The sequence below is a fragment of the Bifidobacterium bifidum ATCC 29521 = JCM 1255 = DSM 20456 genome, assembly GCF_001025135.1.
In the GTDB taxonomy this organism is placed as follows: Bacteria; Actinomycetota; Actinomycetes; order Actinomycetales; family Bifidobacteriaceae; genus Bifidobacterium; species Bifidobacterium bifidum.
This window is the reverse complement of record NZ_AP012323.1, coordinates 2,139,694-2,158,165: the sequence shown is the minus strand read 5'-3', so window position 1 is coordinate 2,158,165 and position 18,472 is coordinate 2,139,694. Positions and strand designations below refer to the sequence as shown.

At 61.9% G+C, this 18,472-nt stretch carries 12 protein-coding genes and 3 rRNA genes; 10 read left to right on the top strand and 5 right to left on the bottom strand.

From position 1 onward, the window contains the following. Nucleotides 1–12: 12 nt before the first annotated feature. Nucleotides 13–759 (bottom strand): alpha/beta hydrolase, encoded by a 747-nt coding sequence (locus BBBF_RS09025; RefSeq protein WP_017143642.1) that lies wholly within the window; start codon nucleotides 757–759, stop codon nucleotides 13–15. A 157-nt stretch (nucleotides 760–916) separates the two neighbouring features. On the opposite strand from BBBF_RS09025, the gene BBBF_RS09020 reads away from it, so the two are divergent. Both BBBF_RS09020 and ilvA read left to right on the top strand, forming a co-directional pair. After that, a complete protein-coding gene (locus tag BBBF_RS09020; RefSeq protein WP_003814970.1) occupies nucleotides 917–1,369 on the top strand; it encodes a nucleoside deaminase in 453 nt (150 codons plus the stop codon). Nucleotides 1,370–1,625: 256 nt separating this feature from the next. Beyond that, nucleotides 1,626–2,891, top strand: coding sequence for a threonine ammonia-lyase (gene ilvA / locus BBBF_RS09015; protein ID WP_003814968.1), 1,266 nt, complete (start codon nucleotides 1,626–1,628; stop codon nucleotides 2,889–2,891). Between the two features lie 162 nt (nucleotides 2,892–3,053). On the opposite strand, the gene BBBF_RS09010 is transcribed toward ilvA, so the two are convergent. Further along, entirely contained in the window at nucleotides 3,054–3,809 is a 756-nt protein-coding gene (locus BBBF_RS09010; RefSeq protein ID WP_033509616.1) for a Sir2 family NAD-dependent protein deacetylase, read from the bottom strand. A gap of 517 nt (nucleotides 3,810–4,326) precedes the next feature. On the opposite strand from BBBF_RS09010, the gene BBBF_RS09005 reads away from it, so the two are divergent. The 4 genes from BBBF_RS09005 to BBBF_RS08990 all read left to right on the top strand — a co-directional run bounded on the left by BBBF_RS09005 (nucleotide 4,327) and on the right by BBBF_RS08990 (nucleotide 10,019). Then, nucleotides 4,327–5,854: ribosomal RNA gene (locus BBBF_RS09005) — 16S ribosomal RNA — on the top strand. A 455-nt stretch (nucleotides 5,855–6,309) separates the two neighbouring features. Beyond that, nucleotides 6,310–9,357, top strand: a 23S ribosomal RNA gene (locus BBBF_RS09000). A 180-nt stretch (nucleotides 9,358–9,537) separates the two neighbouring features. Beyond that, nucleotides 9,538–9,654, top strand: a 5S ribosomal RNA gene (gene rrf, locus BBBF_RS08995). The 16S, 23S and 5S rRNA genes sit together here, the layout of an rRNA operon. A 113-nt stretch (nucleotides 9,655–9,767) precedes the next feature. Continuing rightward, nucleotides 9,768–10,019, top strand: a complete 252-nt coding sequence (locus tag BBBF_RS08990; protein WP_003814027.1) for a hypothetical protein — start codon at nucleotides 9,768–9,770, stop codon at nucleotides 10,017–10,019. A 131-nt stretch (nucleotides 10,020–10,150) separates the two neighbouring features. Here the strand turns inward: BBBF_RS08990 and BBBF_RS08985 are convergent, their stop codons facing one another. Both BBBF_RS08985 and BBBF_RS08980 read right to left on the bottom strand, forming a co-directional pair. Next, nucleotides 10,151–10,930 (bottom strand): nitroreductase family protein, encoded by a 780-nt coding sequence (locus BBBF_RS08985; RefSeq protein WP_021648260.1) that lies wholly within the window; start codon nucleotides 10,928–10,930, stop codon nucleotides 10,151–10,153. Nucleotides 10,931–11,187: 257 nt separating this feature from the next. Further along, nucleotides 11,188–11,604, bottom strand: coding sequence for a DUF4235 domain-containing protein (locus BBBF_RS08980; protein ID WP_021648259.1), 417 nt, complete (start codon nucleotides 11,602–11,604; stop codon nucleotides 11,188–11,190). Between the two features lie 84 nt (nucleotides 11,605–11,688). Between BBBF_RS08980 and BBBF_RS08975 the strand changes: the two genes are divergently transcribed. Both BBBF_RS08975 and BBBF_RS08970 read left to right on the top strand, forming a co-directional pair. Further along, entirely contained in the window at nucleotides 11,689–12,378 is a 690-nt protein-coding gene (locus BBBF_RS08975; protein ID WP_003814034.1) for a histidine phosphatase family protein, read from the top strand. Between the two features lie 5 nt (nucleotides 12,379–12,383). After that, the gene (locus BBBF_RS08970; RefSeq protein ID WP_013364032.1) at nucleotides 12,384–12,560 is read left to right on the top strand and encodes a hypothetical protein; all 177 of its coding nucleotides are present in this window, start codon (nucleotides 12,384–12,386) and stop codon (nucleotides 12,558–12,560) included. Nucleotides 12,561–12,721: 161 nt separating this feature from the next. Here the strand turns inward: BBBF_RS08970 and BBBF_RS08965 are convergent, their stop codons facing one another. Continuing rightward, entirely contained in the window at nucleotides 12,722–13,744 is a 1,023-nt protein-coding gene (locus tag BBBF_RS08965) for a LacI family DNA-binding transcriptional regulator (RefSeq protein ID WP_021648258.1), read from the bottom strand. A gap of 332 nt (nucleotides 13,745–14,076) precedes the next feature. On the opposite strand from BBBF_RS08965, the gene phoA reads away from it, so the two are divergent. Both phoA and dnaK read left to right on the top strand, forming a co-directional pair. Further along, nucleotides 14,077–16,209, top strand: a complete 2,133-nt coding sequence (phoA, locus tag BBBF_RS08960) for an alkaline phosphatase (RefSeq protein ID WP_013390363.1) — start codon at nucleotides 14,077–14,079, stop codon at nucleotides 16,207–16,209. Nucleotides 16,210–16,586: 377 nt separating this feature from the next. Then, nucleotides 16,587–18,470, top strand: coding sequence for a molecular chaperone DnaK (dnaK, locus tag BBBF_RS08955; RefSeq protein WP_003814044.1), 1,884 nt, complete (start codon nucleotides 16,587–16,589; stop codon nucleotides 18,468–18,470). Nucleotides 18,471–18,472 lie beyond the last annotated feature (2 nt).

Here is an 18,472-nt window from a genome sequence, read left to right as displayed (position 1 = left end):
GGGTCGCGCGGGTCACAGCACGCCGGACGCGATGTCGTGCAATACAAGCCATTGCCGGATATCCGAAAACTCGTCCAGGCTCACCGCATGGTCCAGCCCGCGGTAGCTTTTCGTCGTCAGCCACGTGTGCTCTTCCAGCCACGCGGCCGCGGCGAACAGCTCATATTTGGGAATGACCGCATCGTTCTTGCCGTATCCGAAATATACCGGTATCTCGAAGTCGGTCAGCCGGTCATCCGCCGGCGCGGTGCCGGGCACGCCTGCGGGCGCGAGGAATCCCGACAGGTTGATGACGGCGCGATAGCGTTCCGGGTGCATGCGCAGCAGATGGACCGCGACGGCCCCGCCTTGCGAAAACCCGATCGGCACGACGTCGCGCGTCGCGGGGATGTGGCCGTCGACCCACTGGTCGACCGCGCGTGCGGCGGCCGCGATGTCGTGATCCAGGTCGTCTCCGGAAGGCACAGCGTCATGGAACCAGCTGTATGCGCCGGCCGATACGCCTTCCGGCGCGTGCAGGACCAGAGGCGCTCGCAGCGACACCACATCGTTGTAGGGGGCGATGTACTGCATGATTCCGGCGATGTCGCGTTCATTGGATCCCCATCCATGCAGCGCGAGGAACAACGGCCGTGTCGGCATCGCTTCGGCGTTTTCGGGTGACATCCAGGCATACTGCACCGAGACCGGATCGCCGAATCGTCCGGGAATCACGTCGGAAAGACGTCGTGTCGTATCGTGTGCTGCTTCTTCGCCCATAAGCCTCAATATACGGCATCGGCATGGTGCCTGATTGGTGGTTGTTCATGAATCGCGCTCTCAAAACTCGCAGATACAAAAGTCGATGTATTGGAAAATGGCGGTTCTGATTTTGTATCTGCAAGTTTTGAGAGCGCGATTTCGATAAACTGGGCGCATGGGCGAACTTGACGAGGCGATGTGCGAGGCGATTGCGCTGGGAGAGCGCGCCGGGAAGCAGGGTGACGTGCCGGTCGGTGCCGTGGTGCTCGACGAGCGAGGCACGGTGATCGGCCGGGGGCGCAACCGTCGCGAGGCGGGGCACGATCCGTTGGCGCATGCCGAGATCGAGGCGATGCGTGAGGCCGCGCAGGCCCGCGGCGACTGGAATCTGGCCGACTGCACGCTGGTGGTGACATTGGAGCCATGCCCGATGTGCGCCGGGGCGTGCATCCAGACGCACATCGGACGCATCGTCTTTGGGGCCTGGGACGCGAAGCTGGGGGCGTGCGGTTCGATTTGGGACATCCCCCGCGATCCGCATGTCGGGCATGTGCCGCAGGTCGTCGGCGGCGTTCGCGAAGCGGCATGCGCCCGTCTGCTCACCGGCTTCTTCGCCTCACGACGATAATTGCCGGACCGGTATGCGGGTTATTTCTTTCCTTGCGCAAGAAACACGCGATACCGTGGCAATAAATTACGTTTCGTCTACCATCGAGACCGTCATACATCAGACGCCCGGCGACGAAGGGAGCCTCGCAACGAAGCCGACTTATGAATACGTGCAACTGTTTTCCGGCCAGTCCTCCGACGGGCCGCCGCGACTGCGGCAATCGCAGGTGAGACGGCCGCGTCCGTTCGGCAGGGCGACGCATACAATACGCAGTATGGAACAGAAAGACGTCCTTAAGGCATTGCAGCGTGACCACGCGGCCGAGCTGAAGCTCGCCGCCAAGCGTTTGAAAGGCACCGCGCGTCACACTGAGATCATTCCCTCTCGCACACTGTCTGAGCTGACCGGGCATGAGATTCTGCTCAAGCCGGAGAACCTGCAGGTGACCGGTTCGTTCAAGATTCGTGGCGCGTACAACAAGATCGCGTCGCTTTCCGAGGAGCAGATCGCCCGCGGCATCGTCACCGCGTCCGCCGGCAACCATGCGCAGGGCGTCGCGTATGCGGCGCGCGAGCGTCATGCCAAGGCGACGATCTGCATGCCGCAGATTACGCCCCCGCTGAAAGTAGACGCCACCAAGGCGTACGGCGCCGATGTGGTGCTGTACGGCGACGTGTTCGACGAGGCGGCCGCCCATGCCGCCGAACTGGCCTCCACGCAAGGCATGATCTATGTGCCGCCCTTTGACGATTACGAGGTCATCTGCGGTCAGGGCACCATTGGCCTGGAGATTCTGGAGGATGTGCCGAACGTCACCGACGTGGTGGTGCCGTTGGGCGGCGGTGGCCTGGGCGCCGGCGTGGCGCTCGCCATCAAGACGTTCAAGCCCGAGGCTCGCGTGATTGGCGCGATCCCCGAAGGCAGCCCGGCATGGAAGAACTCGTTCGCCGCCGGACGGGTGACCGAGGCCGATCAGGTCGTCACGTCCGCCGAGGGCGTTGCGGTCAAGCACCCCGGCGACCTGCCGTTCGCCCTGCTCAACGAGTTCATGGACGATCTGGTCACCGTCACCGAACGCGATATCAACGAGATGATCCTGCTGATGCTGGAGAAGCACAAGCTGGTCATCGAGGCTGCGGGCGCGGTATCTCTGGCGGCTTTGGAACACCTGAACCTGCGTTCGCGCAAGTTCGCCTCCGCGACCGGCCCGCACGTGGTCGTGCCGATCATGTCGGGCGGCAACATCGATACGGTGACGATGGGTGCGGTGATTCAGAAGGGTATGATCGCCCGCGGCCGCATCATGAACTTCGAGGTGGAGCTGCCTGACACCCCTGGCCAGCTGGTCAAGGTGGCGCAGCTGCTTGCTCGTGAACGCGCGAACGTTATCGCTCTGGATCACGACCAGTTCAAGGCGTCCGGCCACTATACGAATGCGGTTTCGCTCGGTGTGACCGTCGAGACCAATGGTCCGGATCACATCGACCATATTCTCATGGCGCTGAAGGAGGCAGGCTTCCAGCCCAAGCGCATTTACTGACGCCGTGGGTTTCCGCCGGCTTTCGCAGATGCGAAATGAAGCGGTGCGGCTTTGACGCCGATGACATGCGGGGGCGCCCGGACCATCTCGTCCGGGCGCCCCCGCTGCGTATAAGCCGGCCGTCATGGCTGGCCGTTGCATAGCCGTGCCGCTACTGCGCCGTTACTGTGCCGCGGAGATGGTCTCGTCCACCAGCTTCGGCAGCGCAACTGCGATGTCGTCGCGAATCAGACGCGACGCGAGACGGTCGCATTGCGTGCGCCCCATGTTCATGATGGTGATCGGCACTCCCGCCTGTGCGGCCACGGGCACGATGCTCGCCGCCGGATATACTTCCAGCGTCGAACCGATGACCCACAGCTCGTCCGCGCGCGAGGCCAGCTTATAGGATTTCTCCATTGCGCCGTCCGGCAGGGCCTCTCCGAAATAGACGACATCGGTTTTGATCAGGCCGTTGCAGGGCATACCGCCACTATAGGGAAGCGTGCGGTGGCAATGCGGGTCGGGCTCTTCGTCCAGGCGGGCCATGATGTCGGCGGTGTCGTATTTCGCGTGGCATTTCATACAGTGTGAGGTGCCGATGGTGCCGTGCAGGTTGACGATGACGTCCGGGCTGTTACCCGCCTTCTCGTGCAGTGCGTCGAAGTTCTGCGTGGCGAGCAGCGTGAGCATGCCGGCTTTCTCCAGTTTGACCAGTGCTTTGTGCGCGGCTCCGGGCTGCGCGTTCCATACCGGTGATTCCTTCTGCCAGCGCCAGGAGTATTCGCGCTCCTCCTTATCGGACAGGAAGGAGTCGATGTCATAGACGCTCATCTGCTCGGGGTGTTTGGTCCAGATGCCGTCCGGGCCGCGGAAGTCGGGGATGCCCGCCGACGTGGAGATGCCGGCGCCCGTCAATACTGCGATGTGTTTCATGATTACAGGCTTACCACAGGAATGTGTCTGCCTTCCGGCGTTGAACGGTGGGTGAATGGCCGCCGTCCGTGTGGGGATCATTGCACAACACGCCGTACAAGGACCGTTTTCCTAATGATTTGGAAACGAAAGACGGTCTGAAGTTGGTATTGAAGGCGTATTTTGACGATTTTCGACACGCCGATGGAATGTTGTTGTTTCAACGGTTTTGGGTGTCTTGGGGCTTGTCGATTTGCGTTGGTCGGCCAACTCGTGTAAGTTATCTACTCGCTGCCGGTTAGCGATGGACTTCTTCACTGGGGTTGCTGAGCTGGCCGAGTGGTGGTGGTTTGAGAACTCAAGAGTGTGTTTGTACTACTTTTTTGGTTGATTTTATGCCAGTCCGGTTCCCGCCTGCGGGTGTTTGCCCGTGGGTGCGCGAGGGCGCTTGATGGGGGCCGGGGTTTTTCGTGCGGACTTCTTTTCCTTATTAAGAAGTCGCGTCAATTTTTGGGGTCATCAATGGTTCCCTTTCGTTTTTTTTGTGGAGGGTTCGATTCTGGCTCAGGATGAACGCTGGCGGCGTGCTTAACACATGCAAGTCGAACGGGATCCATCAAGCTTGCTTGGTGGTGAGAGTGGCGAACGGGTGAGTAATGCGTGACCGACCTGCCCCATGCTCCGGAATAGCTCCTGGAAACGGGTGGTAATGCCGGATGTTCCACATGATCGCATGTGATTGTGGGAAAGATTCTATCGGCGTGGGATGGGGTCGCGTCCTATCAGCTTGTTGGTGAGGTAACGGCTCACCAAGGCTTCGACGGGTAGCCGGCCTGAGAGGGCGACCGGCCACATTGGGACTGAGATACGGCCCAGACTCCTACGGGAGGCAGCAGTGGGGAATATTGCACAATGGGCGCAAGCCTGATGCAGCGACGCCGCGTGAGGGATGGAGGCCTTCGGGTTGTAAACCTCTTTTGTTTGGGAGCAAGCCTTCGGGTGAGTGTACCTTTCGAATAAGCGCCGGCTAACTACGTGCCAGCAGCCGCGGTAATACGTAGGGCGCAAGCGTTATCCGGATTTATTGGGCGTAAAGGGCTCGTAGGCGGCTCGTCGCGTCCGGTGTGAAAGTCCATCGCTTAACGGTGGATCTGCGCCGGGTACGGGCGGGCTGGAGTGCGGTAGGGGAGACTGGAATTCCCGGTGTAACGGTGGAATGTGTAGATATCGGGAAGAACACCGATGGCGAAGGCAGGTCTCTGGGCCGTCACTGACGCTGAGGAGCGAAAGCGTGGGGAGCGAACAGGATTAGATACCCTGGTAGTCCACGCCGTAAACGGTGGACGCTGGATGTGGGGCACGTTCCACGTGTTCCGTGTCGGAGCTAACGCGTTAAGCGTCCCGCCTGGGGAGTACGGCCGCAAGGCTAAAACTCAAAGAAATTGACGGGGGCCCGCACAAGCGGCGGAGCATGCGGATTAATTCGATGCAACGCGAAGAACCTTACCTGGGCTTGACATGTTCCCGACGACGCCAGAGATGGCGTTTCCCTTCGGGGCGGGTTCACAGGTGGTGCATGGTCGTCGTCAGCTCGTGTCGTGAGATGTTGGGTTAAGTCCCGCAACGAGCGCAACCCTCGCCCCGTGTTGCCAGCACGTTATGGTGGGAACTCACGGGGGACCGCCGGGGTTAACTCGGAGGAAGGTGGGGATGACGTCAGATCATCATGCCCCTTACGTCCAGGGCTTCACGCATGCTACAATGGCCGGTACAGCGGGATGCGACATGGCGACATGGAGCGGATCCCTGAAAACCGGTCTCAGTTCGGATCGGAGCCTGCAACCCGGCTCCGTGAAGGCGGAGTCGCTAGTAATCGCGGATCAGCAACGCCGCGGTGAATGCGTTCCCGGGCCTTGTACACACCGCCCGTCAAGTCATGAAAGTGGGCAGCACCCGAAGCCGGTGGCCTAACCCCTTGTGGGATGGAGCCGTCTAAGGTGAGGCTCGTGATTGGGACTAAGTCGTAACAAGGTAGCCGTACCGGAAGGTGCGGCTGGATCACCTCCTTTCTACGGAGATTTCAGGCCACTGTCTGGTGGCCGGTGTGTGCCCCCTTGCCCCGGATGTGCCGGGTGTGTGGGGGTTGCTGGTGTGGAAGAGTGGAGTCGGCCTTCGGGCGTGCCGGTCGTGCGGTGCGTCCAGGAGTGGTGCGGGCATGCTTTTGGGTTCCCGGACCGCCACCCCGCGCCGTTTGGCGTGGCTGGTGTTCCGTGCCCCGTGCCGGTCGCCCGTCCCCTGGTGGGGTGGGTGGGCTCGCGTGCGGGTGCGTGGTGGTTTGAGAACTGGATAGTGGACGCGAGCAGGGGACGCCCTTTCGGGGGTGTCTTCTGCTGTTGATTTCGCCGGACTCTTCGGAGTCTGGTGTTTGATCGTTTTGTGTGTGATCATTTGTGTGATGATTTGTGTTGCCAGCGGAGTTTTTGCCGTGGGCTTGCGGTTTCCCGCCGTTCCCGGATGGGTCGTGCGGGTTGCTTGCAAGGGCGTATGGTGGATGCCTTGGCAGACAGTACCGATGAAGGACGTTTGAGGCTGCGATATGCCTCGGGGAGCCGCCAGCAGGGCTTTGATCCGAGGATTTCCGAATGGGGGAACCCGCCGGCCGTCATGGGCCGGCACCGCGTTCGCGCGGGGGGTACGCAGGGAAGTGAAACATCTCAGTACCTGCAGGAAAGGATGTTCCGTGAGTAGTGGCGAGCGAAAGCGGATCAGGCCAAACCGCGCGCGTGTGACAGGCGCCAGCCGTTGCGCGCGTGGTGTTGAGGGAGCGTGTGTCCGGGTCCTGGCGGGCCCGGCCGGAGTGATAAAACGGCGTGTGAGGCGAACCGGATTGAATGCCGGGCCGCAGAGGGTGATGGCCCCGTAGCCGAACGCGCGTCGTCTCCGGATCGTGTTTCCCAAGTAGCGCGGGACTCGTGGAATCCCGTGTGAATCCGCCCCGACCGTGGGGTAAGCCTAGATATACCTGTCTGACCGATAGCGAACTAGTACCGTGAGGGAAAGGTGAAAAGCACCCCGGGAGGGGAGTGAAACAGTCTCTGAAACCGTGCGCTTACAAACCGTCGGAGCCTTTCGGGGTGACGGCGTGCCTATCGAAAAATGAGTCTGCGAGTCAGTGGCACGTGGCGAGCGTAACCCGTGTGGGGTACGCGTAGCGAAGGCGAGTCTCAAAAGGCGTTTGAGTCGCGTGTCCTGGACCCGAAGCGGGATGATCTAGCCCTGAGCAGGTTGAAGCGCGGGTAAGACCGCGTGGAGGACCGAACCCACCTGGGTTGAAAACCGGGGGGATGACTTGGGGTTAGGGGTGAAAGGCCAATCAAATTCCGTGATAGCTGGTTCTCTCCGAAATGCATTTAGGTGCAGCGTCGGGGATTACGTCCGGGGGGTAGAGCTACTGGATGCTTGAGGGCCCGTATCGGGTACCGACAGCAGCCAAACTCCGAATACCCGTGACGCGTATCCCGGCAGTGAGTCGGCGGGGGATAAGCTCCGTCGTCGAAAGGGAGACAGCCCAGATCGTCGTCTAAGGTCCCCAAGCGCGTGCTAAGTGGGAAAGGATGTGGAGTCGCATAGACAGCCAGGAGGTTGGCTCAGAAGCAGCCACCCTTGAAAGAGTGCGTAACAGCTCACTGGTCTAGTGGTTCCGCGCCAACAATGTAGCGGGGCTCAAGCACGCCACCGAAGACGCGGCAGCGTCCGTTTGGATGCTGGGTAGGAGAGCGTCCCCATCGGGGCGAAGCGGCGGCGCAAGCCTGCCGTGGACCGTTGGGGAGTGAGAATGCAGACATGAGTAGCGAGAGGCGGGTGCGAATCCCGCCCGCTGGATGACCAAGGGTTCCGGGGCCACGTTCGTCGTCCCCGGGTGAGTCGGGTCCTAAGGCGAGGCCGACAGGCGTAGTCGAATGGATGAACGGGCTGATATTCCCGTACCGGCAGCGAACCGAAACAACCGAGGCCTGGGGCGCTAACCTCCGGGTCCGTGCCGTCTCCCCTTTCGGGGGGTCGCGGCGCGGGCGCGTTGGGATCCCCCCTCGTAGTAGGTCAGCGCAGGAGTGACGCATCAGGGCAGCCGGCCGCGGAGGTGGTTTTCCGTGGTCAAGCGTTCGAGCCCGTCCCGCAGGCAAATCCGCGGGGCATCGGGGCGAGGCGTGATGATGGGGGCCTTACGGCCCGAATCCGGTGATCCGTGGTGCCGAGAAAAGCTTCGGCGTCAGGCGCGTTGCCGCCCGTACCCCAAACCGACACTGGTGGTCAGGTAGAGAATACCAAAGCGATCGAGCGAATCCTGGTCAAGGAACTCGGCAAATTGCTCCCGTGCCTTCGGCATAAGGGAGACCCCCTGCGGTGATGAGCGGCGGGGGGTGGCACAGGCCAGGGGGTAGCGACTGTTTACCAAAAACACAGGAGCGTGCGAAGGCGCAAGCCGCTGTATACGCTCTGACGCCTGCCCGGTGCCGGAAGGTTAAGAGGATCCGTCAGCTTTCTGCGAAGCGGTGAATTCAAGCCCCGGTAAACGGCGGTGGTAACTATAACCATCCTAAGGTAGCGAAATTCCTTGTCGGGTAAGTTCCGACCTGCACGAATGGCGTAACGACTTCCCCACTGTCTCGACCAGGAGCTCGGCGAAATTGCAGTACGAGTAAAGATGCTCGTTAAGCGCAGAAGGACGAAAAGACCCCGGGACCTTTACTATACCTTGGTATTGGCATTAGGCGCGGATTGTGTAGCATAGGCGGGAGGCTTCGAGGCGGGTGCGCCAGCATCCGCGGAGCCGCAAGGTGAAATACCGCTCTGTTCTCGTTTGATGTCTAACCTCGAACAGTCATCCTGTTCAGGGACAGTGCCTGGCGGGTAGTTCAACTGGGGCGGTTGCCTCCCAAAGAGTAACGGAGGCGCTCAAAGGTCCGCTCGGCCCGGTTGGCAATCGGGTGTCGAGTGTAATCGCACAAGCGGGCTTGACTGCGAGATCGACGGATCGAGCAGGGACGAAAGTCGGAGATAGTGATCCGGTGCCGGCGCACGGGCGCGGCATCGCTCAACGGATAAAAGGTACCCCGGGGATAACAGGCTGATCATTCCCAAGAGTCCATATCGACGGGATGGTTTGGCACCTCGATGTCGGCTCGTCGCATCCTGGGGCTGGAGCAGGTCCCAAGGGTTCGGCTGTTCGCCGATCAAAGCGGCACGCGAGCTGGGTTCAGAACGTCGTGAGACAGTTTGGTCTCTATCCTCTGCGCTCGTTGGAATCTTGAGGAGGCCTGCCCATAGTACGAGAGGACCTGGGTGGACGAACCTCTGGTATGCCGGTCGTCACGCCAGTGGCGCGGCCGGTTGGCTACGTTCGGAAGGGATAACCGCTGAAAGCATCTAAGCGGGAAGCCTTCTCCAAGATAAGGATTCCATGCGGCCCCGAGCCGCTGAAGACCCCATGCAGAACACGTGGTCGATAGGCCGGACGTGGAAGCCCCGCGAGGGGTGGAGCCGACCGGTACTAATGGTCGAGAGGCAACCCACATCCACACGCCCGCGAGGGTGTGTGGCGCAGGACCCGGCAGGGCCCCGCGAAGGCGCACAGGGAGCACGGTCCTCACACGCGCACGATCAGTCAACAGCAACGAATCGCGTCCATTGTCCGGTCCCCGAACCGCCACACGCCGGCGGGAAACCCCTGTTTCCCGGCCGATAACCCAAGATTTGCGGCGGCCATGGCCCAGGAGAGACGCCCGGTCCCATTCCGAACCCGGAAGCTAAGGCCTGGCACGGCGATGGTACTGCACCCGACAGGGTGTGGGAGAGTAGCACGCCGCCGCACCACACGACAAGGACCCCCGGACGAGGCCAACAACCCCCGGGGGCCCACCCATACCCAAACACAACAACAGCCGTTGCAACAGAAGAATCCCTGTCCTAGACTGTGGTGTTGCTATGCATTACTTCACTCCGAAACGCTGTTCCACCTCGAACAAGATCATGTACCATGACAAGGCCCAGGCGCAGCACGCCGCCGATCAGAGCCTTATCGAACGCGGAGCGGAGCTGTGGGTGTATCGGTGCGAATATTGCGGCACCTGGCATCTGACGCATCGTGATCCCGCTCATGAGCACACGTATGTCCCCCTGAACCAGCAGATAAAACCGCACAGCCGCAAGAAGGGCTACAAGCCGCGGTGGCGTTGACGCTCTTCTCCCGTCATTCGCCGAATAGGCGAATCCGCGAGGACCGAACAAACGAGTCAGATAACACAATGGGCGGTGGTCGGAACCCGATATCAGGTTCCGACCACCGCCCATTATCGTTTGGGGGTCATTTACCGGTCGAGACGGAATCCCTGCGATGTGGCGTTCGGTATCACCTGATGCGTGGCGTCCATGCGCTGGGCTGCAATCGAGGCGATCTGATCGCTGAATGCGTCAACGGGACGATCGGTGTTGCGCAAATCGTAGTACTCATGCACTGAAACGTCAAAGGCGCCGATACGCTCCTTGATGGATTCAGTGGCGTCATCATCCGACGGATACACGTCATCGAAGAACTGCAGCTCGCGAGGCATGCGAGGCTTGAGCGCGGGAGCCTGATCGGGCTTGCCGATCGCCAATCCCAGCACAGGATACGTGTACTGGGGCAGGTGCAGCGCTTCGATCAGACCGGGAACATCATTGAGCAGGGAACCGAGGATGACGCATCCCAGGCCGAGCGAATAGGCGGCGGTCTCCATCGCATGCAAAGCCAGAACCGCATCGTTCTGGGCCTGAGAGAACCGGTAGCTACCGGCGAGACCGTAGGTGTCCGAATCCGTGGGCACGCCCTTCGACTCGGCGATAATCGCATTGCGGTGCTCGTCCGCGACGAACACATACAGCAGCGGTGCTTCGGCGATATACGGCTGCCTGCCGATCTCGGACATGCGCCTCTTAAGCGCCGGATCCTTGACACGGACAGCCGACCAGTCGTTCAGATACTGGCTGGAAGCGGCGTGCTGGGCCACGGTCTCCAGCGTGGCGACGGTATCATCGTCGAAGGGCTCGGCAACGAATTTGCGGATGGACCTGCGATTGAGCAGCGTCTCGATAGTGCTGTTGGTAACCATGCTGTCATTGTCGCAAAGAGACGCCCCAAGAGCCACCCATTTGCGCTGACGGGGAACACGTCGGTAATGCTGGCGCCCCAGAACGTCTTTAAGTGCGCGCCGAAACGACGACCGTGCGCACTTAGGTACGCAAACAGGGTCATTTGCGTTCCTATGTTCGCGCACTTGTCGTTTCGGCGCGCACATAAAGACGCAAAACGGGCTGATGCGCATAGAAGATGCACGGCGACAATGCGCTGGACGACGCCAAGTGATTATCAGTCGGATTGGCGACGGTGACGGCGAGCGACGAGGGCTTTGGAGCCGCGATCGGAGAGCTGCGAGACCGCGGCTCCCACGGCGGCGGACAATGCGGCGAACAGGATGCTCATGAACAGGCTCTCCTGCTGGTCCACGACTCCGTCCCCCAGCTCGCCCGTGCCATCGGATGGACGCTTGCGGGCGACGAACTTGTTCCACGCCAGAGTGAACAGCTTGCCGGCCACGAATCCCGCGATGGACGGCAGCGCGAATTTGACGGCCTTATCGCCGAGGGAGTCGGGGTCGTTCAGACGCTGATTACGCATGGCATCCACTTTCTCGTTGATTCGGGCGAAGCCTTCGATGATCCGATCGGTGCTTGAACCGTCGAGGCCCGATCCGCCGTTGCCCGGTCCATCCTGAAATTCTGTCATGTCACCATTATTTTGCGAGGTGGAGACGCATCGCGTATAGGCCTCGGCATGCGAATATGCTGCAGGTTGAGTACAGTACTGCATATGACTCAAACGACAGGTGGCAACGCGGCTACGGCAGGGCGACTGGTTCTGCTCCGACACGGGCAGACTGTGTGGAGTGAGTCCGGGCAGCATACCGGGCGCACCGATATTCCTCTTACCGCCGAAGGCGAGCGACAGGCCCGCGATGCCGGCACCCGGATTCAGACGGCGTTTCCGCAGGGATTCGGCGAGAACTGCGTGTACGCCAGCCCGCTGAAGAGGGCCCAGCAGACGGCAAGCCTCGCCGGGTTCGCTCCGCGTACGCTGCCGGCGCTCGCGGAATGGGATTACGGCCGGGCGGAGGGCCGTACCCGTCAGACCATCGCGCAATTGCACGGCGGCTCTTGGGAGCTATGGAATGATGGCCCCGATGCGCTGAGCCCCACAATGGAAGGTGACTGGACGGAGACGCTGCCGGACGGCGAGCAGGTTCCCGTGCATAACGGGCCGGGCGAGTCGCTGAGCGACGTCTATGACCGTGTGCAGCAGGCCATCGATCAGGCGGTGCCGCTGATGGAGAGCGGCCATTCCGTGCTGTTCGTCGCGCACGCGCATGTGCTGCGCATCCTTACGGCACGTTGGCTGGGGGTCGACCCGCATTTCGCGCGTCTGCTGCGTCTGGATACCGCTCATTATTCGATTCTGTCCGTATACAAGGGGGACCGTGTCATCGAGCGCTGGAACTGCTGACGTCCATGTACGTCGGTAAGAAACCCTCCGCCGGCGTCGACGCCGAAGGCAACATCACTCTGAGCTCCTCGAACACACCCGACGGCTCATACGCCGCCGGAGCCGAAGGCCTCACCGTCATCAACGGCAAACTGGCGTCACAAGTACAACGATGCGGGCAAGAACTGGCGGCACACCGGTGACGTGTGGCGGTACGGGTTGCGGCTGTTGGTCGCGGCGGTGGCCGCAGAGGCCCCGTATGACAAGATCGTGACCGGCTGATGGTGGGATTGGAGCGTGATGAATCCCATATTCGGACTTCTGATCGCGCTGGTGGTCTGCGCCCTGGCGGTCTGAAACGGGTTCAGTCCGTGTACAGGGCGTCTGACTCGCGCAGCATCAGGGTCGGCTGCACGATTTCATGCGGCTTCTCGGGTTCCTCTCCGTTGATGAGCTTGATTGCCTTCTGGGCGGCCGAACGTCCCATCTTGAACGGGTCCTGTTTCATGGTGGTGAGGTTGACGGTGTCGGCATAGGGGCTGTCGTCGAAGCCGATGATCGAGTAGTCGCGTGGCGTGCGGTGTCCGTAGCGTTCGAGCTTGAGCATCAGCGGAATCGCCATCATGTCTATCTGGCAGCAGATGGCGTCGGGGAACTCGTCCAGCGCGAGCAGCGCCGACAGCGCCGAATCGGCGAACGCGCGTCCGCGCGGCACGGTGACCACCTGCCAGTTGAGTTCGCGCCTCTTCTCGACGTTTTCGCAGGCGCGGATGAATCCGCGGCCGCGGGCGTCGATCGAGGAGTCCATGGACTCGGACGCCGCCGAGCAGGCGTACACGATGTGCTTGTGGCCGAGGTTGAGCAGATGCTGGGTGGCCGTGTACATGCCGTTTTCGTCGTCGATACTGATGGAGGCGTCGAATCCGTCGATGGACGGCGTGTTGATGCCGATGATCGGCACGCGGATGCGCTTGAGCTGTTCGACCTCTTTCTCGTCGATGGCGAAGGACGCCACGAACACCGCGTCGACGTTGCGTCGCACTGGCAGGTCGGTGAAGAACTTGCGGCGCATGTCGGCGGTGTCGATGTGCTGGAAGACGGAGATGTCATAGCCGGCGTCGTGCATGATCGAGTTGATGCCGGCGAAGATCTGGGTGTTGAACCAGCTGGTGATCTCCTCGTTCATGAGCAGCGCCACGCGGAACGTCTGCCCGGATTTCAGGGCCGCGGCCGAGCGGGAGATGTTGAAGTCGAGCTGGTCCGCGGCCTGCAGCACCTTGTGCCGTGTCTTCTCCGACACGACTTCGGGGTGGGCGAATGCGCGGGATACGGTGGATATGGAGACCCCTGCCGCTTTTGCCACTTCGCGTATTCCTGCTTTATCCATGTAGACAACTCCTTTGCTGTGTGTTGAATTCCCCATCGTGCCGTGACTGCCGACATCATATTCGTTTCATTATACTGCAAACGTTCTCAAAGAGAAAGGGGTGTGTGTAAGGCTCTTTGAAAATGAAAACCGTTCTCTCGGTTACGGAAAATGACCGCGGAAGTTCACGTTACGTTCGGATACTCGTCGCGTGACGGTTGAATGGCCGACATAGTTTGCTCGGTGAGGGCCGCGAGGCCTTCCGGCGCTGCCGAGAGAGGCTTGCTGTGCCCGACGGCGCCGGTGATTGACCGCCGGGGCATGCCCGGCTTCGTGATTGGAAGAAGAGATCCATGAACATCAACAAAATGCTCAAAGGCGCCGTCGCGGCGTTGACCTCAGCTGCGGCCCTGGGCGCGCTGACCGCTCCGGCGTTCGCCGCGAGCGGCACCTACGATCTGAACGGCAAGGGCGTGGACGCCCTGTCGGTGCACGGCGGCGCCCAGCGCATCGCCACGATCGGCAACGCGAAGGCGAAGAACGTCATCCTGTTCATCGGCGACGGCATGGGAGATTCCGAGATCACCGTCGCACGCAACTACCTGCACGGCGTCAACGGCACGTTCCAGGGCCTCGACAAGATCGGCCAGCCGGGCGCACTCCAGACCTCGACCGGCAAGGCCGCCGAAAGCGGCGTCGGCCAGTACACCACGTTCTCGCTGGGCGGCAGCTCCAACGATTCGCTGATGGCCAAGGATTCCAAGGGCCAGCTCACCGGTTCCAAGACCGCCGGCGTGATCACCCCGGTCACCGACTCCTCCGCCTCCGGCTCCGGCTGGGCGACCGGCACCAAGACCTACAACAACGCCGTGTCCGTGGACGTCAAGGGCAACCCGCAGCTCAACCTCATTGAGCTCGCCAAGGCCAACGGCCTCGCCACCGGCAACGTGACCACCTCCGAGATCCAGGATGCCACTCCGGCGGTCCAGGAATCCCACTCCTCCGAGCGCGCCTGCTACGGCCCGCAGGGCAAGTGGGACGGCACCGACAAGAACGGCGACGGCAAGGTCGATATCAAAGACGCCGAGCTCGCCGGCATCGGCAGGTGCCTCGCCGACCAGCTCAAGGCCAACGGTGGCATCGGCTCCATCTCCGAGCAGCTGCTCGACACGCGCGCCGACGTGACCATCGGCGGCGGCGCCAAGTACTTCAACCAGCTCGACGAGAACGGCAACACCCTGTGGCAGCAGGCCGCTGACCGCGGTTTCCAGACCGTCAAGAGCGGTGACGTCGACGGCTTCAAGAACCTGACCTACAAGGATGGCCAGCCGGTGCTCGCCCTGCTCGGCGACGGCAACCTGCCGACCCAGTTCAACCCGTCTGTGGCCACCAAGCAGGACGCCGCCAAGGACGAGAACCCGACCGTGTGCACCACCAACGCCAAGTGGCTTGGCAATCAGGGCGCGTCCCTCGCCGACTTCACCGACAAGGCGCTCGACCTGCTGCAGGCCAACCCGAAGTCCGAGAAGGGCTTCTTCCTGCAGGTCGAAGGCGCTTCCATCGACAAGCAGGACCACAACGCCAACGCCTGCGGCCAGATCGGCGAGACCGACGACCTTGACAAGGCCATCTCCGCCGCCCTCAAGAAGGTCAACCTGAGCGACACCCTCATCATCGTGACCGCCGACCACGCCCACACCTCGCAGATCGTCGAATCCCAGCCGTACTACGCGCTGAGCACCGTGCTGAAGAACGCCGACGGCTCCAAGACCACCATCTCCTACGGCACCTCCGAGAAGAACCTGTACTCCGACGGCCAAGACACCGAAGGCGCGGCCGATTCCAGCAAGGCCCAGGGCAACATGAGCCACACCGGCACCCAGCTGCGCATCGCCGCATCGGGTCCCGGTGCGTCCCGCGTGGATGGCCTGACCGACCAGACCGATAACTTCTACACGATCGCCGGCGCCCTTGGCCTGGCGACCGACACCACGTCGCAGAACAACCTGTCCAACGGCGGCAAGGTCACCGTGAACAAGGACAAGGACGGCAAGTACAGCGCGGCCGTCACCGGCTTCAACGGTGACGCGGTGCTGTCGTACCAGCTGGTCGACAACGCCTCCAAGAAGGTCGTCGCCGAGTCCAACACGTCCACCCCGCTCTCCGGCGTGCGCGTCGCCACCGCGGCCACCACCTCGATCTCGTTCGCCGACTTCACTCCGGCCGAGGGCGCGTCCTACACGCTGACGGTGAACGGCCGCCAGTCCGGCAAGTCCGCCTCCGTGAGCTTCCCGTCCGCCTCAGGCTCCGCCGACAAGACGCCGAACGGCGGCAACGGCAGCGGCACTGTCGCTCAGGGCACCGTCAAGGAGCCGACCGCTCCTCTGGGCAAGACCGGCGCGACCGTGCTCGGCCTGGCGCTGATGGTGCTCGCTCTGGGCGCCGGCGCGATGGTCGTGCGCTCCGTCAAGGCGGGTCGCCGCTGAGCTGACGCTCGCCGCGATTCGTGACGTCGCCTAGGGTGACTGATACGCCAGCCGGCTGCAACCTGTGATGGTTGCGGCCGGCTCTTTGCATTTGGGTGCTCTCAAAACTCGCAGATACGGCGGCTTTTTCGCTAAGAAATCGGTGTATCTGCGAGTTTTGAGAGCGGACTTGAGTGATATCGACTCAAGTTTTTGTGAAGAAGTGGGAATAAAAGCTGGTGCTCGAAAGTTGAGTGGTGTAGGCTCAAGTTTTGGAAGGCAAAACGAGGGCAACCTTGAGGCGAAGACCCGTGGGCGTCGATCGAGCACCGATGGCCGCGGGGCCAAGACTTGAGCAAGCAAACGTAAACGAACAAGATATTTAAGGAGCACACATTATGGCACGTGCAGTTGGTATTGATCTGGGTACTACGAATTCCTGCATCGCGACCCTTGAAGGTGGCGAGCCCACCGTCATCGTGAACGCCGAAGGCGCGCGCACCACGCCGTCCGTGGTGGCGTTCAGTAAGTCCGGCGAGATCCTGGTCGGCGAGGTCGCCAAGCGTCAGGCCGTGACCAACGTCGATCGCACCATCAGCTCCGTGAAGCGTCACATGGGCACCGACTGGACCGTCGAGATCGACGGCAAGAAGTGGACGCCTCAGGAGATCTCCGCGCAGATCCTGATGAAGCTGAAGAGGGACGCCGAGGCGTACCTCGGTGAGCCCGTCACCGATGCCGTCATCACCTGCCCGGCATACTTCAACGACGCCCAGCGTCAGGCCACCAAGGACGCCGGCAAGATCGCAGGCCTGAACGTCCTGCGCATCATCAACGAGCCGACCGCGGCCGCGCTGGCCTACGGTCTTGAGAAGGGCAAGGAAGACGAGCGCATCCTGGTCTTCGACCTCGGCGGCGGCACCTTCGATGTGTCCCTGCTGGAGATCGGCAAGGACGACGACGGCTTCTCCACCATTCAGGTGAAGGCCACCAACGGCGACAACCACCTGGGCGGCGACGACTGGGATCAGAAGGTCATCGACTGGCTCGTCGGCGAGGTCAAGAACAAGTACGGCGTCGACCTGTCCAAGGACAAGATCGCGCTGCAGCGTCTGAAGGAAGCCGCGGAGCAGGCGAAGAAGGAACTGTCTTCGTCCACTTCGACCTCCATCAACATGCAGTACCTGGCCATGACGCCCGACGGCACCCCGGTGCACCTGGACGAGACCCTGACCCGTGCGCACTTCGAGGAAATGACCTCCGACCTGCTGGGCCGCTGCCGCACGCCGTTCAACAACGTGCTGCGCGATGCCAACATCTCCGTGAGCGACATCGACCACGTGGTGCTGGTCGGTGGCTCCACCCGTATGCCGGCCGTCAAGGAGCTCGTCAAGGAGCTTACCGGCGGCAAGGAAGCGAACCAGTCCGTGAACCCGGATGAGGTCGTGGCCGTCGGCGCCGCTGTGCAGTCCGGCGTCATCAAGGGCGACCGCAAGGACGTCCTGCTGATCGACGTGACCCCGCTGAGCCTCGGCATCGAGACCAAGGGCGGCATCATGACCAAGCTCATCGACCGCAACACCGCCATTCCGACCAAGCGCTCCGAGGTGTTCTCCACCGCGGAAGACAACCAGCCGTCCGTGCTGATTCAGGTCTACCAGGGCGAGCGTGAGTTCGCTCGCGACAACAAGCCGCTGGGCACCTTCGAGCTGACCGGCATCGCGCCGGCTCCGCGTGGCATCCCGCAGATCGAGGTCACCTTCGACATCGACGCCAACGGTATCGTGCACGTGTCCGCCAAGGACAAGGGCACCGGCAAGGAGCAGTCGATGACCATCACCGGTGGCTCGGGCCTGCCGAAGGACGAGATCGACCGCATGGTCAAGGAGGCCGAAGCCCACGAGGCCGAGGACAAGAAGCGCAAGGAGGACGCCGAGACCCGCAACCAGGCCGAAGCATTCGCCTACCAGACCGAGAAGCTGGTCAACGACAACAAGGATAAGATCTCCGACGAGATCGCCAAGGAAGTCACCGACAAGGTGAACGCCCTGAAGGAAGCCCTGAAGGGCGAGGACATCGAGAAGATCAAGAGCGCGCAGAGCGAGCTCATGACTTCCGCGCAGAAGATCGGCGAGGCACTGTACGCGCAGCAGGGTGCTGCGGGCGCTGCTGATGCTGCCGGTGCGGCTGCCGGTGCGTCGGGTGCCGCCTCCAACGGTGGCGATGACGACGTGGTGGACGCCGAGGTCGTGGACGATGACGACAAGAAGGACAACAAGTAATC

Bases quoted from the DNA above. Each gene is read 5' to 3' on its own strand.
- BBBF_RS08980 (WP_021648259.1), bottom strand. From the start codon at position 11,604: ATGACAGAATTTCAGGATGGACCGGGCAACGGCGGATCGGGCCTCGAC.
- BBBF_RS08965 (WP_021648258.1), bottom strand. From the start codon at position 13,744: ATGGATAAAGCAGGAATACGCGAAGTGGCAAAAGCGGCAGGGGTCTCC.
- BBBF_RS09020 (WP_003814970.1), top strand. From the start codon at position 917: ATGGGCGAACTTGACGAGGCGATGTGCGAGGCGATTGCGCTGGGAGAG.
- BBBF_RS08985 (WP_021648260.1), bottom strand. From the start codon at position 10,930: ATGGTTACCAACAGCACTATCGAGACGCTGCTCAATCGCAGGTCCATC.
- ilvA (WP_003814968.1), top strand. From the start codon at position 1,626: ATGGAACAGAAAGACGTCCTTAAGGCATTGCAGCGTGACCACGCGGCC.
- BBBF_RS08970 (WP_013364032.1), top strand. From the start codon at position 12,384: ATGTACGTCGGTAAGAAACCCTCCGCCGGCGTCGACGCCGAAGGCAAC.
- BBBF_RS08975 (WP_003814034.1), top strand. From the start codon at position 11,689: ATGACTCAAACGACAGGTGGCAACGCGGCTACGGCAGGGCGACTGGTT.
- BBBF_RS08990 (WP_003814027.1), top strand. From the start codon at position 9,768: ATGCATTACTTCACTCCGAAACGCTGTTCCACCTCGAACAAGATCATG.
- phoA (WP_013390363.1), top strand. From the start codon at position 14,077: ATGAACATCAACAAAATGCTCAAAGGCGCCGTCGCGGCGTTGACCTCA.
- dnaK (WP_003814044.1), top strand. From the start codon at position 16,587: ATGGCACGTGCAGTTGGTATTGATCTGGGTACTACGAATTCCTGCATC.
- BBBF_RS09025 (WP_017143642.1), bottom strand. From the start codon at position 759: ATGGGCGAAGAAGCAGCACACGATACGACACGACGTCTTTCCGACGTG.